18 protein-coding genes are annotated in these 14,649 nt (G+C 68.8%); 9 read left to right on the top strand and 9 right to left on the bottom strand.

Annotation, left to right across the window (positions count from 1 at the left end; translation table 11 throughout):
- Positions 1–7: 7 nt before the first annotated feature.
- Positions 8–676: a zf-HC2 domain-containing protein gene (locus tag WEB06_09110; GenBank protein MEX2555778.1), complete on the bottom strand. Its 669-nt coding sequence runs from the start codon at positions 674–676 to the stop codon at positions 8–10.
- Complete coding sequence (locus tag WEB06_09105; GenBank protein ID MEX2555777.1) at positions 673–1,191, bottom strand: sigma-70 family RNA polymerase sigma factor; 519 nt, start codon at positions 1,189–1,191, stop codon at positions 673–675. Before WEB06_09105 ends, WEB06_09110 begins: the two co-directional genes overlap by 4 nt.
- Before the next feature lie 119 nt (positions 1,192–1,310).
- On the opposite strand from WEB06_09105, the gene WEB06_09100 reads away from it, so the two are divergent.
- On the top strand, positions 1,311–1,775 hold the full coding sequence (locus tag WEB06_09100) for an SRPBCC domain-containing protein (GenBank protein ID MEX2555776.1): 465 nt from the start codon (positions 1,311–1,313) through the stop codon (positions 1,773–1,775).
- Here WEB06_09100 and WEB06_09095 read toward each other — a convergent pair.
- Positions 1,772–2,809 carry an SMP-30/gluconolactonase/LRE family protein gene (locus tag WEB06_09095; GenBank protein ID MEX2555775.1) on the bottom strand — a complete coding sequence of 346 codons (1,038 nt, stop codon included), beginning with the start codon at positions 2,807–2,809 and terminating at the stop codon, positions 1,772–1,774. The genes WEB06_09100 and WEB06_09095 overlap by 4 nt on opposite strands.
- Before the next feature lie 69 nt (positions 2,810–2,878).
- On the opposite strand from WEB06_09095, the gene WEB06_09090 reads away from it, so the two are divergent.
- The 4 genes from WEB06_09090 to WEB06_09075 are packed head-to-tail and all read left to right on the top strand — an operon-like array spanning position 2,879 to position 4,849.
- Positions 2,879–3,043 (top strand): hypothetical protein, encoded by a 165-nt coding sequence (locus tag WEB06_09090; protein ID MEX2555774.1) that lies wholly within the window; start codon positions 2,879–2,881, stop codon positions 3,041–3,043.
- A gap of 17 nt (positions 3,044–3,060) precedes the next feature.
- Complete coding sequence (locus WEB06_09085; protein MEX2555773.1) at positions 3,061–3,480, top strand: hypothetical protein; 420 nt, start codon at positions 3,061–3,063, stop codon at positions 3,478–3,480.
- Positions 3,477–4,052, top strand: coding sequence for a CPBP family glutamic-type intramembrane protease (locus WEB06_09080; protein MEX2555772.1), 576 nt, complete (start codon positions 3,477–3,479; stop codon positions 4,050–4,052). The genes WEB06_09085 and WEB06_09080 overlap by 4 nt, the downstream gene beginning before the upstream one ends.
- Positions 4,049–4,849: a hypothetical protein gene (locus WEB06_09075; GenBank protein MEX2555771.1), complete on the top strand. Its 801-nt coding sequence runs from the start codon at positions 4,049–4,051 to the stop codon at positions 4,847–4,849. Before WEB06_09080 ends, WEB06_09075 begins: the two co-directional genes overlap by 4 nt.
- Here the strand turns inward: WEB06_09075 and WEB06_09070 are convergent.
- Positions 4,846–6,546 carry a sensor histidine kinase gene (locus WEB06_09070; GenBank protein MEX2555770.1) on the bottom strand — a complete coding sequence of 567 codons (1,701 nt, stop codon included), beginning with the start codon at positions 6,544–6,546 and terminating at the stop codon, positions 4,846–4,848. The two genes, WEB06_09075 and WEB06_09070, sit on opposite strands and share 4 nt — an antisense overlap.
- A gap of 102 nt (positions 6,547–6,648) precedes the next feature.
- Between WEB06_09070 and WEB06_09065 the strand changes: the two genes are divergently transcribed.
- The 3 genes from WEB06_09065 to WEB06_09055 all read left to right on the top strand — a co-directional run bounded on the left by WEB06_09065 (position 6,649) and on the right by WEB06_09055 (position 8,404).
- Positions 6,649–7,299, top strand: a complete 651-nt coding sequence (locus tag WEB06_09065) for a response regulator transcription factor (GenBank protein MEX2555769.1) — start codon at positions 6,649–6,651, stop codon at positions 7,297–7,299.
- A gap of 108 nt (positions 7,300–7,407) precedes the next feature.
- Positions 7,408–7,878 carry a hypothetical protein gene (locus tag WEB06_09060; protein ID MEX2555768.1) on the top strand — a complete coding sequence of 157 codons (471 nt, stop codon included), beginning with the start codon at positions 7,408–7,410 and terminating at the stop codon, positions 7,876–7,878.
- Between the two features lie 256 nt (positions 7,879–8,134).
- Positions 8,135–8,404: a hypothetical protein gene (locus tag WEB06_09055; GenBank protein MEX2555767.1), complete on the top strand. Its 270-nt coding sequence runs from the start codon at positions 8,135–8,137 to the stop codon at positions 8,402–8,404.
- 39 nt (positions 8,405–8,443) lie between these two features.
- Here WEB06_09055 and WEB06_09050 read toward each other — a convergent pair whose 3' ends face one another.
- Complete coding sequence (locus WEB06_09050) at positions 8,444–9,358, bottom strand: DUF5995 family protein (protein ID MEX2555766.1); 915 nt, start codon at positions 9,356–9,358, stop codon at positions 8,444–8,446.
- A 110-nt stretch (positions 9,359–9,468) separates the two neighbouring features.
- On the opposite strand from WEB06_09050, the gene WEB06_09045 reads away from it, so the two are divergent.
- Positions 9,469–10,686, top strand: a complete 1,218-nt coding sequence (locus WEB06_09045; protein MEX2555765.1) for an MFS transporter — start codon at positions 9,469–9,471, stop codon at positions 10,684–10,686.
- Here the strand turns inward: WEB06_09045 and WEB06_09040 are convergent.
- From WEB06_09040 to WEB06_09025, 4 genes are all read right to left on the bottom strand, one after another.
- Complete coding sequence (locus WEB06_09040) at positions 10,683–11,882, bottom strand: 2,3-bisphosphoglycerate-independent phosphoglycerate mutase (GenBank protein ID MEX2555764.1); 1,200 nt, start codon at positions 11,880–11,882, stop codon at positions 10,683–10,685. The two genes, WEB06_09045 and WEB06_09040, sit on opposite strands and share 4 nt — an antisense overlap.
- Before the next feature lie 9 nt (positions 11,883–11,891).
- Entirely contained in the window at positions 11,892–13,172 is a 1,281-nt protein-coding gene (locus tag WEB06_09035) for an alkyl sulfatase dimerization domain-containing protein (GenBank protein ID MEX2555763.1), read from the bottom strand.
- Between the two features lie 2 nt (positions 13,173–13,174).
- On the bottom strand, positions 13,175–13,381 hold the full coding sequence (locus tag WEB06_09030) for a hypothetical protein (protein ID MEX2555762.1): 207 nt from the start codon (positions 13,379–13,381) through the stop codon (positions 13,175–13,177).
- 68 nt (positions 13,382–13,449) lie between these two features.
- Positions 13,450–14,400, bottom strand: a complete 951-nt coding sequence (locus WEB06_09025) for a site-specific integrase (protein MEX2555761.1) — start codon at positions 14,398–14,400, stop codon at positions 13,450–13,452.
- Positions 14,401–14,649 lie beyond the last annotated feature (249 nt).

Raw genomic sequence — 14,649 nt, 5'->3', positions numbered from 1 at the left:
ACGAAGGCTACGTGACGGGAGCGATCATCACGAACTCGCCTTCGGCGGTGCTGACGCCGACGGCTCCGGTGTCGCCGCGGTCGACCTCAGAAGGCAGGACGATGTGCGCGGCGCCGTCCACCGCGCGGAAGGTCCCGCATCCGACGCGTTCGCCGGTCGAACGCCGCTCGACCCAGACCGCGTATCGGGCGCCCGGCTCCAGGCCGTCCACTTCGAGCCACACCTCGACGCCCGGCGTCCCCTCCTTGGGCGGGTACAGGTAGGCCTTCGCCTCCACGCCGGCGGGCAGCACCGGGAACCGGAACACCTCGTAGTCGGGGCGGTCCTCACGGAGCACCGCCGACACCGTCAGCGTCGTCGCGACGAGCACTGCCGCGGCCGCGACGCCCGCAACTGCGATCTTCCAGCGGCGCCGCACGCGCGAGCTGTGCTCGGCGCGGATCCTCGCCGCGACGCGCTCGCCCAGGTCGGCCGGCGGAGCCGGACGCGCGCCCAGGTGGGCGGGATCAGCCGCCGGCAACGCCTCGGCGACCGGCCGCAGCTCCCGGAGCTCCGCGTCGCACGCCGCACACCCGTCGACGTGCGCCTCGAGAGCGGTACGTTCGTCCGTCGGAAGATGGCCGAGCGCGTATGCGCCGAGCGATTCCCGCCACGGCCGGCACCCTTCGGTCGTCATCCCTGCCACCCCATCTCCTCCAGCGTGAGCCGCAGCGCTCGCAGCGCGTAGTACACGCGGCTCTTTACGGTCCCCTCGGGGATCCCCAGCTCCGCCGCGACCTCCGCGTACGGCCTGGCCCGGTAGTACGTCTCGATCAGCACGCGCCGGTGGTCCTCGCCGAGCTTGCGCAGCGCCTCCTCGACCTGCCACGCGACGAGTGCCCGGTCGAACGGGTCGCCCTCCGACTCGCGGAGGTCGACCACCGTCGGGCTTTGCACGATCTGCGGCCGTGCCGCGCGCGCTCTGGTGAGGTCGACCACCACGTTGCGGATGATCGAGTACAGCCAGGCGCGCAGCGGTGCGATCTCGGGGTCGAACCGATCGGCGGCTCGCCACGCCCGCAGGAACGTCTCCTGCACGGCCTCCTCGGCGAGCCCCGGATCCCTCAGCGCGCGCAGCGCGAACCCGAAGAGCTCGGCGCCGTGCGCCCGGTACGCGGCGCGGACCCCGGCTTCCCCATCGAGGGCGAACACTTGCGGCTCCATTGATCCCCGGCCAAGGATACGGCCGGCGGACCGTCCGGGTTCGGGGAGCTTCCGGGAAGGCCGCTTTCGATGGGACTATCGTGACAAGACGACGACCGGGAGGGCGCGTGATCGAGATCGAGCGAGAAGCGGTGGTCCCTGCCCGGCCGGACGCGGTTTGGGCGATCGTCGAGGACGTCCGGCGCATGCCGATGTGGTTCGCCTTCTGCGAGCGGGCAGAGGTTCTCGAAGGCGCCGGGATCGGTCGCCGCCAGCGCATCGCCGGACGGTGGGGAGCGAAGCGGTCCGAGATCGATCAGGTCGTGACCGCGTACGAGCCCGGCCGCCTGCTTTCATGGAAGCACGAGGCCGAACGCCTGAACGGCAAGCCGGCGCCCCGGTTCGCTTCGGAGACGATCTTCTCCGTGTGGCTGGAGGCGGAAGGCGGTGGCACGCTGGTGCGCCTGGTCTCGCAGCAGGAGCCTGCCGGGCACGTTCGCGGCCTCGTGAGGCGCTACGCGGGCAACCGCGAGGTGGCCCGCAAGATGGAGAAGAGCCTCGAGCGGCTCGCGATGGTATCCGCCTCGCTCTAGGTCCTGAGCACGACGAGCTTGTCGTTACCGGACTCCGCGCCCCACACCTCGCCCGGCCGTCCCAGGAGCTGGCGCACCGAGGAACCGGCACTCGGCAGCTTGAACGTCGTGAACTTCTCCGTTGCAGGGTCGAAGCGGACGAAGGCGTTCGAGCCGAAGTCGGTGAGCCAGACGATGTCGCGGTCGTCCACGTAGATCGCGTACGGCATCGGTCCGCTCCCGGGGAGCTTCCACTCGCGCCACTCCTTGCCGACCGGGTCGTACATGCCGAGCCGCTCGGCGTTCCACTCGGCCACCCAGATCAGTCCATCGGAGTCCGACCAGACACGTCGCGCGCCTTGACCCTTGGTCGGCGGCTCGAGCACGGTCACCTTCCCGGTCGCCACGTCGATCTTCCCGACGTAGCTTCCCGCGAGCGACGCGTAGTAGACGTCGCCGGCCGGCGTGGTCGCGATCCCGTACGGACCGCGCCCGCGCGGCGCGTCGAAGACCTTCATGGCTTTCGTCGCCGGGTCGAGGCGGCCGTAGATGCCGGCCTGACCGGTGAACCAAAGGACGCCGTTCGCATCGAACGTCGCCGTATTCAGGTTGGCGTCGGACGCCGAGTCGGGCAGACGGAAGACCGTGACCTTCTCGGTGGCGGGGTCGACGCGCACGATCGCGTTCAGCCCGCTATCGGTGATCCACGGCGCGCCGTCCGGTCCGACGATGACGCCGTGCGGCCGCGAGCCGGCCCCCAGCTCGATGCGGTCGACCTTCCCGCTGGCCGGGTCGAGCCGGCCGAGCTCGCCGACGTTCTGTCCCGTGTACCACACCGTGCCGTCGGGGGCCGGCGCGACGTCGTGTGGATGCGAGCCGGCGGGGACGCGGTACTCCTGGAACCGGGGCGTCCGTGCGCTCGGACTCGCGGCCGGGCCGGACGGCGTGGGGGTCGCCGTCGAGGGGGCCGGCGTCGGTCCGGCGACCGGCTCGTCCCCGCTGCACGCGGCGACCAGGAGGAAAGCAATGAACAGGAGGCGAGCGGCGCTGCGCATGAGTTGAAGTCTAGGCGTCGCGCAGTGACCGCGCCGTTCCGAGATCGCCGCTCTAGACTGGTTGGAGTGATGCCGCTCGCACACGCCGGCGGGTGGGACGAGATCCTGTTCCTGCTCCTGCCGGCCGTCGTCTTCTTCTTCGTTCTTCAGCTGCGCCGCAAGCATGTCGAGGCGCAGAACGGGGCCGGGGACGAGGCTGAGGACGACCCCACCAAAGACCCATCCGGCCGATAGACTCCCTGACTGTTGCCATGAGACGACCGCTCTTCTTCGCGCTCGCCGCCGGACTGCTGGCCGGTCTTGCCGCCTGTCCGAGTTCGGATCCCGAGCCGGCGCCGACCCCGTCTCAGTCCGCGCGTCTGAGCTCAACCGCGACGGTTTCGATCCTGGAGCCGGCGAACGGTGCGGTCATCCAAGGAGGCGACGTGCGGGTGCGGATCGCGCTGACCGGCGGCCGTATCGTCCCGCAGGTTTCAACGAACCTGAACCCGGACGAGGGCCACATCCATCTCTTGCTGGACGGCAGGGTCGTTCAGCTGCTCGGCAGCCTCGACGAGACCATCAAAGCTGTGGCGACGGGACAACATCTGTTGCAGGTGGAGTTCGTCGCCGCCGACCACGGCCCGTTCAGTCCGCGCGTGCTCGCGGCCGTTTCCTTCACGGCCGCATGACGGTCGGCGCCGTGCGCGCGGCCCTCGCGGCTGGGCCGCGCGCCGCATCACCCACCGAAGCGCTCGCCGCGTTGACGGTCGTGGCCGGCTGCATCGCGCTCGTCTCGCGCCCGGTTTCGCCGGCGTTCGCCGCGATCACGATCGTGGTGGGCCTCGCCGGAGCGCTTCATCCTTTGGCGATCGAACGCACCTCCGGGCCAAACGCGCGCCTATGGTGCGCAACGGTCGCGCTCGGGGTCGGTGCTTTCGCGATCGCGCGAGGTGCGCTGGGCGGGAGCCTCATTCCGCCGCCCGGAGCGGTACTCCTGGGCTCCGCGATCGTCGCGGCCGTCGCGGAGGAGGCGTTCTTCCGCCGCTTCGTCTACGCGACGCTCTTGCGTTGGGGAGTTCCCTTCGCCCTCGCCGGCTCTTCGTTCGGGTTCGCCATCGTGCACGTGACCTTCTGGGGATGGCGAGCCGTGCCGGTGGATCTTGCCGCCGGATCCCTCTTGGGATGGCAACGCTGGGCGACCGGATCGTGGACGGCCCCGGCCGTGACCCACGCGGCGGCCAACGTTTTGATGTTGTTGTGAGGGCCCGCCGGCTCGTCTGGGGGCTCCTCGCAGTGGGAGCCTACCTCGTGATCGCGATCGGACTTGCCGGGAACGGTCCGGTCCTGCCCCTGTACGACAGCGGCCCGCTCCCCATCGAACCCTACCGCTGGGTCAAGCCGCCTCCGGAGTTCGCGACCGGCAACATCCCGCCGGAGGGGACGAAACAAGAAGCCGCCATGACCGATATCGGGACGGTGGCCGCCCAGGTCATCACACCGGAGGGTCAAGCGGTGATCGCCCTGCGGGAGGGCTCATTCACGCCGCGGCTCGGGGAGATCGCGGTGCTGGTCGAGATCCGGCCACTCGATCCGGCCACGTTCGGCGAGCCTCCGGAGGGAGTGCGTTACGACGGCAACGCGTACCGGATCACGGCGACCTACGCCAAGGAAGGCGCCCCTGCCGCGCTCGCCAATCCTGGCACGGTGATACTCCGCTCGGCGCTCGGAGGAACCCGGCTGCTTCGTCACCAGGAGGGCGAGGGCTGGATCGAGATCAGCGCGCAGCCCGTCGCCGCGAGCCTCCAGGTGTTCGGCGAAACCAACGCCTTGGGTGTGTTCGTCGCCGCGCAGACCATCCACGCGAAGCCGTTCCCGTGGGTTTGGGTGTCGGCCGGCGCTTCGGTGGTGGCGATCGGCGCGGGATGGTTCGCTGCAGGGCGGATACGCGAACGCAAGCTCTCGCGCGCGCCGCGTCGCGATCGGCGGCAGGCGGCCCGGGCGAAAGGCGGCCCGGCCCCGGATCCGCGGCCGGCTCCGAAACGTAGGAAGCGTCGCTAGGTTCCCGGCTGCGGTGGGTCGATAGGAACCTCGACCGAGAAGGTCGACCCGCGGCCCGGCTCGCTCTCGACCGTGATGTGTCCGCCGTGCGCCTCGACGATGCGACGGCTGATGTAGAGCCCGAGCCCGGTGCCGCGTACGTTTTGCGCGTCTGGAGTCCGCAGCCGCGCGAACCGGTGGAAAAGCAGCGCGAGGCTCTCGGCAGGTATGCCGGGTCCTTCGTCGACGACGTCGATGCGCACGTTCGTGCCGACGCTCCGCGCGCGTAGCGTCACCGTGGTTCCTTCTGCCGAGTAGCGGCAGGCGTTGGACACGAGGTTCAGGAGCACCTGCTTCAAGCGGTCGGAGTCGCCCTTCGCGGTCGGAAGACCGTCGGGCGAGTCGACGACGAGCTGGTGCTGCCGCCAGGCGCCGCGAGCCTCCTCCGCGCTTTCATCGAGGAGTCGCGCCGGTTCGTAAGCAACGAACGCGTAGGAGAACGTGTCGGACTCGAGGCGCGACACGTCGAGGACGTTGTCGATCAGGGACGCCATGCGGTCCACTTGCCGCACGATCACCTCGTAGGCTTGATGTCGTTGCTCGTCGGGGAGCGACTCGGGCCGATCCCGGAGCAACTGGCCGAACCCTCGAACGGTGGCGAGCGGATTGCGAAGCTCGTGGGAGACCATCGAGACGAAATCCGTCCGCATCTGATCGACCTGCTCGAGACGCTCGACGGCTTGCCGCTCACCTCGCAGAGCGGACGTAACCGGACGGACGACGAACGCCCTCCCGAAGAACCACGCCGCGATCATTGCCAGGATCCCGACCAGCGCGAGCCCGGTCACGCCGAACCAGAACGTGCGATCCACGTCGGCGAACGCCGCCGCGCTCGAGATGCCCACGGCGACGGACACGTCACCGCCGCCCTGCAGGCGCGTGAATCCGTAGAGCCGGCGCACGCCGTCGAAGCTGGCCACCTCGACCGTGCCCTGCGGACGCGCGAGAACCGCTTTCACGAGCGCTTCCTCCGGGAGGGTCTTGCCGACGAGCCCGAGCGGGTCGGGAACGCGCGCGAGAACGGTCCCTTTGCCATCGACAACGACGACCGACGATCCCTCGGGCAAGGCGGCTTTCGTGGCGACGTCTTCGAAGACCTGAAGTGAGATCGCCGCGAACGCGATCGCGCGCGGGCCACCCCGGTCGTCGAGCACCGGGATCCCGAACGTCAGCGCCGGTTGTCCGGTGACCCGGCCGATCAGGAAGTCGCCGACGGCGAACCCACCTGTCTGAACCGCGCGCTGGAAATAGGCTCGATCCTTCACGGTCACGGTCGATCGAGCCGGGACCGCGCTGCACGTGAGCTCGCCGTCGGGAAGATCGGCAAGCCCGAAGTTCAGATAATCCGGGAACTGCACGAGGAGGTCCCGCACGAGCGCTTCGCAACGTGATGCGCTGCCCGACCGCACCTCCGGGACACGCGCGAGCGCGGTGAGGAACTGTCGCGCGCCTTCGATCGCCGCCTCGTGGCCGGCTGCCGACAAACGGGCAACCCGAAGCGCGTTCTCCTCGACCTGTTCCGCGAGCGTGTTCCGATTGCGGATCGCGCTGATCCCGACGAGCAACAGCGCGGGCAACACCGCAAGCAGAACGAGCAGCAAGAGGCGGAGCCGCAGCTGCGAGGGGGAGGCGGCAGCTTGCGGTGTGGGGGGAACCACGCGCAGAGTGTACCGTTCGTCTATGGTTTTTCCGTTCAGCAACCGAGAGCGGCCTCTCCGCTGCTACGCTCGCGCACTCCGCGAGCCGAACGAAACAAGGTGATGGAAACCACTCTGCCGATCCGCGTCGTCATCGTCGACGATCACGAGATGCTCGTACAGGGACTTCGAGCCGCCCTTGGGGCCGAGTCCGATATCGAAGTGATCGCCTCGGCCGGAACCGTTGAAGAGGGGTGCGCAGCGGTTCGCATGCACGCGCCCGATGTGGTCCTCATGGATTACGAGCTTCCCGACGGTGACGGCGTGCTGGCGACGGAACGTATCAAGGCCGAGGTTCCGTCGGTGCAGGTCGTCATGGTCACTTCCTTCGACGACGAGGCGGTGCTGGTTCGCGCGATCGAGGCCGGGTGCTCGGGCTTCATCACCAAGCACAAGGCGATCGGTGAAGTCGAGAGCGCCGTGCGCGCCGCCCACTCGGGTGAAGCGCTCATCTCGCCCTCGATGCTGGCGCGGCTCCTGCCTCGCCTCCGTCGCAAGGAGCAGGGCCACGGCGTGGATCTGACCCCCCGCGAGATGGAGATCTTGAGATTCCTCGCAGAAGGCTTGTCGAACGCGGCGATCGCGGAACGCTTGGTCCTGAGCCTGCACACGGTGCGCAACCATGTGCAGAACGTGATCGGCAAACTGGGCGCTCACTCCAAGCTCGAGGCGGTCGCGACCGCGGTGCGTGAGGGCATCCTCCGCCAAGCCTGAATCTGTACTAGCCCCGGATAGTGCGTCTGAATCTGGCCGCCCCCGGCCGCGGGTGCGTCAATGGTCGGAGACTCGGTGCCCTCGGCACCGGGCGTCTTCGGGGAAACGATGTCGCCAACGGGGACCGTACGGATCGACAGGCCGTTCGACGAGCTGGCGGAGCTCTTGTCCGTCAGGCCGGCCGACTGGGTCGTGGCATTCCTGCGGATCGCCACCCACGCGGGGGAGGCGGCCGCCGGACGCTCCCTTCGCCTGACCTCGCGCCCGGGGAGCCGGCAGCTCACGGTCGACCTCCTTCCGGCGGTTCCGGGTGATGACCGGGACGAGCTCGTCGTACCGTTGCGCTGGCGTACCGCAGGCTTCCATTGGGTTCCGTCGTCTTACGCCGGGCGGATCGTGGTCAGGCGCGTCTCGGCCCGCGCGTGCGAGATGCTGGTCGAAGGCTCATACGCGCTGCCGTCCACCGTTATCGACCTATCGGACGCGAAGGCCGCATCGCTGGCAACCGAGGCGACGATGGCTACGTTCCTCCGCTCCTTCCGCGTCGCGGTCGAGGAACGGGCCCGCCAGACCGGCTGACGGGGGCGAATAGCACCCCCCGGAATAGTGCATCCGTCCCATCTCGGTTTGAAGCAGGTGCAACTGTTGAGGGCCCCCTCGTTTCCGATGGAATACCTGAGGCAACACGCACTTTCCGAAACCAGCGGGGGAGTACCTGCATCCTGCGGGGGGTGGAACCGGACCTCGGTTCCTTGCAGGGAGAGGCCCCCGGAAACGGGGGCCTCGCTCCAGTTTTCGGGGGCGACCGGGACGACGAGGATCGACGGAGGACCGGATGGGATCGCAGAAGGAACCGAAGGCGCTCCGCACCCGCGCGCCGCGCAACGTCTCCTACCAAGGTGAGCCCTTCGCTCCGGCTGCCAGGACCTACCCCGCGGTCTCGTCGCGCTCCCTGAATCTGACCACGATCGCGGATTCGGGATACGGACCGAGCGCAACGGACCGCCTCGCCGAGCTCGGCTCGATCGGGCCGCTCGCCCTTGCGGCGGTCTGGGAAGCAGCGTTCGCGCTCGAGGCCGGGCCGCTGTCGACCTGGAGCAACTAGGCGACGCGAGAAGCAGGGACCCGCCGTAACGCGCGCTCGCTACGGCTGCGTCGCTTGGTGGGCCGCCGTGCAGTACGCGAAGCGCCGGGCCTCGTACCAGCTGAAGTCCGGGCCCGCGATGACCGTCGCCCAGATCGTCGAGTAGGCCTCGATCTGCGCCATCACCACGTTTCGCTCTGCGTTCGAGCGGGCCAGCGTGAGACGCTCGGCGTTCCGCCACGCGCCCTCGCGCCATGACTTGAGCAGCTCGAGGGCTCCCACCTCGTCCACCGGCGATGGTTTCGCGTCGGCGAGCGCGACCATCGGATCGTAGAGCCGGCCGATCTCGTCCTCGATGTGGTCGAGGACATCGGAAAGGATCTCGTTCACGGCGTCGTGATCGGACTTCCGGCTGGCTCCGTCGGCTTGGACGAGACCGACCGCGGCGAGCGCCACCGGGAGGTCGCGCTGGATGTGGGCGTTCATGCCGAGGAAGACATCCTGCACCGCGTTCGTGCGTCCGCTCGTCGCCGCATCGAACGCGACCTTCCATGCCGGCGGGGCGGTTCCGTTCTCATAGCCGTCGACGGCCGCGAAGAAGAGGTCCGCGAACACGCGATCGAGGTTGATGATGCCGTCGTTGTCCTGGAAGAAGCCCGTGTCCTCGATCGTCTCGCGGAACGCCTCGGTGGTGAGCAGGTAGGTGAGCGCGAACACCGCGCGCGGGTCGCACGACGCGTCCCATGGTTCCCAGTTCACGACCATGTCGTCGATGACCTGATCGACGCACGCCGGCGTCGGGTGCTCGCCGCAAGGGATCGCGGGGTCTGCGGGCGCGGTCACGCCGGGGTGCGGCGGTAGCAGGGTGCTCCAGGGGATGTTGCCCAGCGGATGGTCGGCACCGGCGAGTCCCGGGGCCACGAGGGCAAGGACGAGCAGAACCACGGCCGGCCGTGCCACACTCGACGACTTCATCCGAGAGTCTTCGATGTCTGCGCTCCGCGTCCCTGCCGGCCTCGCGGGGGAGTAGCCCCGCCCGTGGGAAGATACCGCGACCATCGACTACGGGGTCGGGAGACGTGGGGATGAGCGCAAGGACGGGCAGCCTGTTCCGAGCCCTTCAGCATCGCGACTTCCGGCTGCTGTGGTCGGCGCAGATCCTCAGCGAGCTCGGGGACTGGGCGGCACGGGTGGCGCTCGCCGTCCTCGTGCACAACCGGACCGGCTCGAAGCTGCTCACCGCGGCGGTGACGGGCGTCGGACTGCTTCCCTGGGTGGGGCTCGGCCAGGCGCTGGCCGCGCTCGGCGACCGCTTCCCCCGCCGAACGGTCATGATCGTCGCCGATCTGGTTCGCGGCGGCATGTTCCTCGTGATGCTCGCGGTCGAACCCGCCTGGCTCCTGCTGGTGCTGGCGTTTTTGGGGGCCGCCGCGACGCCTCCGTTCGAGGCCGCCCGGGCGGCCTTCTTACCCGAGGTCGTCTCCGAGGAGCACTACGGCGATGCGCTCGCGTTGAGCAACATCACCTATCAGGTGGTGCTCGTGCTCGGATACACAGCCGGCGGAGGGCTCGTCGTCGCCGTCGGCGCGGAGGGCGCGCTCGTTGTCAACGCGGCGACCTTCGGGCTTTCGGCTCTGTTGCTCGGATTCCTCGCCGGGGGTCGCGTCGGCCGGCCCATCGTTTCGGTGGGGGCGAGCCTCAAGGCCGGCGCACGAACGATCTTGGGCGACCCGTATCTGCGGCGCGCGGCCGGCCTCGCGACCGTGGGTGCCTCGTGCGCGATCGTCGCGGAAGCGCTCGTCGTGGTGTACGTGCGGGAGAACCTGAGCGGCTACGGCGACGCGGCGATCGGGATCCTGGCCGCGACGGTGCCGGTGGGCACGATCCTCGCGTCGGTTCTCGTGCGCCGCCAGGGCGAGCCGGATGATCTGCTCCGAACCTCGGCGCTCGTCATCATGCTGGGAACCGCCGGAGGCATCCTGTGGTTCCTGATCGAGCCGCCGAACTACTGGGCGGCCGCCGGGTACTTCTCGATCGGAGTCGTGTTCGCCATGGTGATCCCCGCGTACGCCGTCGTCGGCACGCGATTGCCCGCGGACATCCGCGCGACCGCATTCGGACTGCTGCAAGGCATGCTGCTCGGCGGGCAGGCACTGGCGAGCATCGCCGGCGGCGGACTGGCGGTCCTGGTCGGGCCGGGCCCGGCCTCGGCGTTCGCGCTGTTCCCCGCGCTGGGCTACGCGTTGTTCGCCTGGCTGGTGCCGCCGGGTGGGAAGCTCCGGATACCGGGGATGGTGCGCTAGGCCCCGTACTTCCGCAGGCGCCCGGCGTGCGCGAGCATCACCGGCATGAGCGTCTTCGTCGGGCGGGTGCCGAGGGCGCCCCGCGCGCACCAACGCTCACCGAACCGGTCGACCTCGTCGCGCTGTCCCTTCGTCGACCAGAGCAGCGTCGGCACCGGATGCCACGAGTGCGCGGCCATCTGCGTCGGCGTCGCGTGGTCCCCGGAGATGACGATCACGTCGGGGTTCAGCGAGCGAAGCTCCGGTACGACGTGGTCGAGGTCCTCGATCGCCGCGATCTTGCGTCGCCGATCGCCGTCTTCTCCCGCGGAGTCCGTGTACTTGTGATGCAGGAAGAAGTAGTCGTATCGATCCCACGCCTCGCGAGCGACCGCGATCTGCTCGGCGAGATCCTTCGTTCGCGCCAGGACGTCCATCCCGAGGATCCTCGCGATCCCGCGGTACATCGGATAGATCGCGATGGCGGCCGCGCGCAGCCCGTACCGATCGTCGAACGACGGCATCTCGCGCAGCGAGTCGGATCCGCGCAACAGAAGCGCGTTGGCTTTCGATCCACCACTGAGGAGGTCGCGCACCTGGTTCGACAGCTCGTTGATCAACTCGGCGGTGCGATCCGCGGACGGCTCGGCGGCCATCGATACGAGCGGGTGAACGCCGATCCGCTGTGGGTCGGTGTCGGTTATGCGGGGATCGAGGCCCTCGCCGCGCAGGACCACGAGCACGCGGTGCTCGCGCTCGGGGACGAAGAACACCTCCACCCCGTCGCCGAGCTTCACCTCGCGCTGGAGACGCTCGACGATCACGGACGCCTCGGGATCGGGGATGCGAGCGGCGCGCCGGTCGATGATCGTCCCGTCGGGCGCGATCGTTGCGAAGTTGCCCCGCGCCGCGACGTCGCCCGGTTTGAGGTCGAACTCCAGACCGGCGGCGCTGAGCGCGCCGCGTCCGAGCTCGAACTCTTCGGGGTCGTATCCGAAAAGCGCCAGGTGGCCGGGCCCCGAGCCGGGCGTGATGCCGGGCCCGACCGGCTCGACGAGGCCGGTGATCCCCTCGGCCGCGAGCGCGTCGAGGTGAGGGGTGAGCGCCTCTTCCAGCTCGGTGTCGTGCTCGGCGTCCGCGTAGCCGCCCAGTCCGTCCATGACGACGAGCAGGATCTTCGTGGTCGCGTCGCGGATCGCGAGCGGCGTCAGGTCCATGCGCCCATGCTACCGGCTCGGGTCTTGTGGTTCGGACGCGCGGGCTCGCGACTCGCGCGCCGCCCAGCCGAATATCCCCTTCGCCATCAGTGCGGGCTCGGCCGCGACGCGGGCCTCGTAGACCTCGGCGCGGATCGCGTGGAGCTGCGCGTCGCCGGGATCGGCGAGCGATGCCGTCTCCGCGAGATGAGCCGCCAGACGCAGATCACCTGCCGCCGCGAGCGCCCGGGCGCGTTCCGCCAGGACGCGCGCGCCGCCGGCGAGCGTCGCGAGCTCGCGGGCGAGCGCGGCCTCCGGCGCCGGCTTGAGCGAGGCGGGATTGCCGTCGAACCATCCGCCGTAGAGGCGCCACACGTTGCGAACGATGAACTCCGGATCGTCGTAGACCGGGCGCAGGTACGGCCGCGTGATGAGGTGCTCCGGCGCGCGCACCGCGTGGATGATCTCGTCGAGCCGGGCTCCGTCGTTCATCATGCGGACCGTCTCGTCGTGGAGGTGCTCGAGCAGCGCGGCCGTATCGGTCAGCGTCGTCCGGATCCGCTCCGCGCCCACGATCGGGAGGCCGTGGCCGGGAAGCAGCACCTCGGCGCCCACAGACGCCATGTCTCGAAGCGCGGCCGCCCAGTCGCGCGGGTACCGCTGCACCTTCTGCGGGTTCCCGGCGTTCGGCGACGCCCAGATGATGAAGTCGCCGGTGCACAGCACCTTGCGGCCGGGCACCCAGGTCCAGGTGTGGTCGTCGGTCTCGCCGCGCGCGTGATGCAGCTCGAAGCGTTCGCCGCCTACGTCGAGCATCAGCGTGTCGCGGTAGGTCACGTCGGGGTAGCGATACTCGGTCGGCCACTCGAGCGCGTCGACGCCGAACTGGCGGCGGTTGATCCAGGCGTTGAAACCCGCCGTGAGGATGTAGCGGTCGAACCGTGCCGGCATCGCCTCGTGCGCGACCACACGAGGCATCGGGAGGTTGCGCTCCCTGGCCTCCTCCTCGAACACCGGCACGCCGAACACGTGGTCGACGTGGCCGTGCGAGTAGACCGCGGTGTGGAGACGCTCCTTCGTCCAAGTCCTGATCACGTCGAACACGCTCTTCGCGACGAAGACGGCGCCCGTGTCGACCAGGACGAGTCCTTCATCGGTGTCGAAGGCGCTGACGTTGGCGAAGGAGGCCGTGAACAGAGTCCGGTCGGCAACTTCGGCGCGCTCGCCCCCAGCCGCGAACGGGAAGCGCTGCTCGATGCCGATGTCGCCCCGCCAGAGGCGGTCGGCGATATCGAGCAGGTCCTCGCCCATGTTCAGGTCGGGACGCCGACGCTCGGCTTCGTCTTGCGCTTGGTGGACTTCTTGGGGAAGCCCGGCGCGATCATGGTCTTGACCTTGTCGCGCCGGTGCCTGCCGGGGAACGCCGCGTCCTCTGCTTTCTGGAAGGCCTCGTCGGCGTCTTTCGCGTCGAGCTCGACGACCCGGTCGGCCTTGAGCCGAACCAACACCCGATATCGCATGCCGGCATTCTCCCGAAAGAGAGCCCCCGGCTCCAAACAGTGAGCGGTTGCTACGATCGATTCGATCGCTAAGGATCGCGGGTCTCTGGGCGCCATATCCCGTCGATGTCCACCAGCGTCATCACCGTCTCCCCGACGTGCTTCAGAGCCTCGCGATCCAGCGTCCATCCGTAAAGCTCCAGCGTCATCCGTGGGCTGTGACCCAGGAACTCGGCGACCTGGTTGAGGGAGCGGCCCTCCATCTTGATGAGTGCTTGGGTCGCCACGAAATGGCGGAGGCTGTGCGGGGTGTAGGCCGGGAGACCGATCGCGGTCCGCATCGCGCGGAAGCGACGGGTGGCTTCGTTCGGGTGCCAAAGACCCGGTGGGCAGGCCCCATATGAGGCCTGAACGGGTCGCAACGACTCCCGAGACTTCGGGTTGGGGAACACGAGACCGGCCTCCTTGCGGAGGGATGCGGCGCGTTCGAAGTACTCGGATCCGATGGGCAGGGTCCGCGACTCTCCAACCTTCGGCTCCTTCAGGAACATCTGGCCGAGCTCGCGACAGCCGGTCTTGGGCGTAGCGACGGCCCATTCGATCTCGACCTCGTGTGTCTCGAAGTCGACGTTCTCCCAGTGCATCGCGCACGCCTCGCCGCAGCGAAGACCGAGCGTGGCCAGCGTGTACACGAAGAAGCCCCAGGACTCATCCTGCTCGTACGCAGCCGCGAGGAGCTTCTCAACATGTTCCCGCGAGGGAACGAGCTTGGTCTTGCGGCGACGCCTTACCCGAGCCGGGTGATAACGCTTGATCGCTGCTGGGTTGAGGTCGATCCATCGCTGTTCGACGGCGTACTCGGAGGCCTGGCGGAGGATCGAATGGACGCGCCAAACCTGGACGCGTTGGGTGAACGAGTCGTTGTAGGCCTTGAGGAGGCCGGGCTGTTCCGTCTCAGCAAGAAAGAAGCCACAGCCAGGTTCAGCATGTGCCAGCTGGATTACACCATTGGACGCTTCGTTCTGTAACCGCGCCCTCATATCCGGGATTGTGATATGTCCAAGGGCCGCCACCATTCGCCGGGATGCCGCCGGGCGGAGAACCGACATTCGAACTCCAGTCGCCCCAGACTGAAGTAGCGTGGCCGGAGTGAAGGTGGGGACCGGTCCAGCCGCATGTGTCACCCGATTGATTCCTCTGGGTGGTGGTTTGGATCTGACCAACCGTGTTCCGGCAGGCTATTCCGCCAGAGTTGGCCGAGCATCCGTGGGCTGGTTGTGGGTTGTCGA

This window comes from Actinomycetota bacterium (genome assembly GCA_040905475.1).
In the GTDB taxonomy this organism is placed as follows: Bacteria; Actinomycetota; AC-67; order AC-67; family AC-67; genus DATFGK01.
The sequence above is the reverse complement of the archived record's forward strand: the minus strand, read 5'-3'. Positions and strand labels throughout refer to the sequence as shown.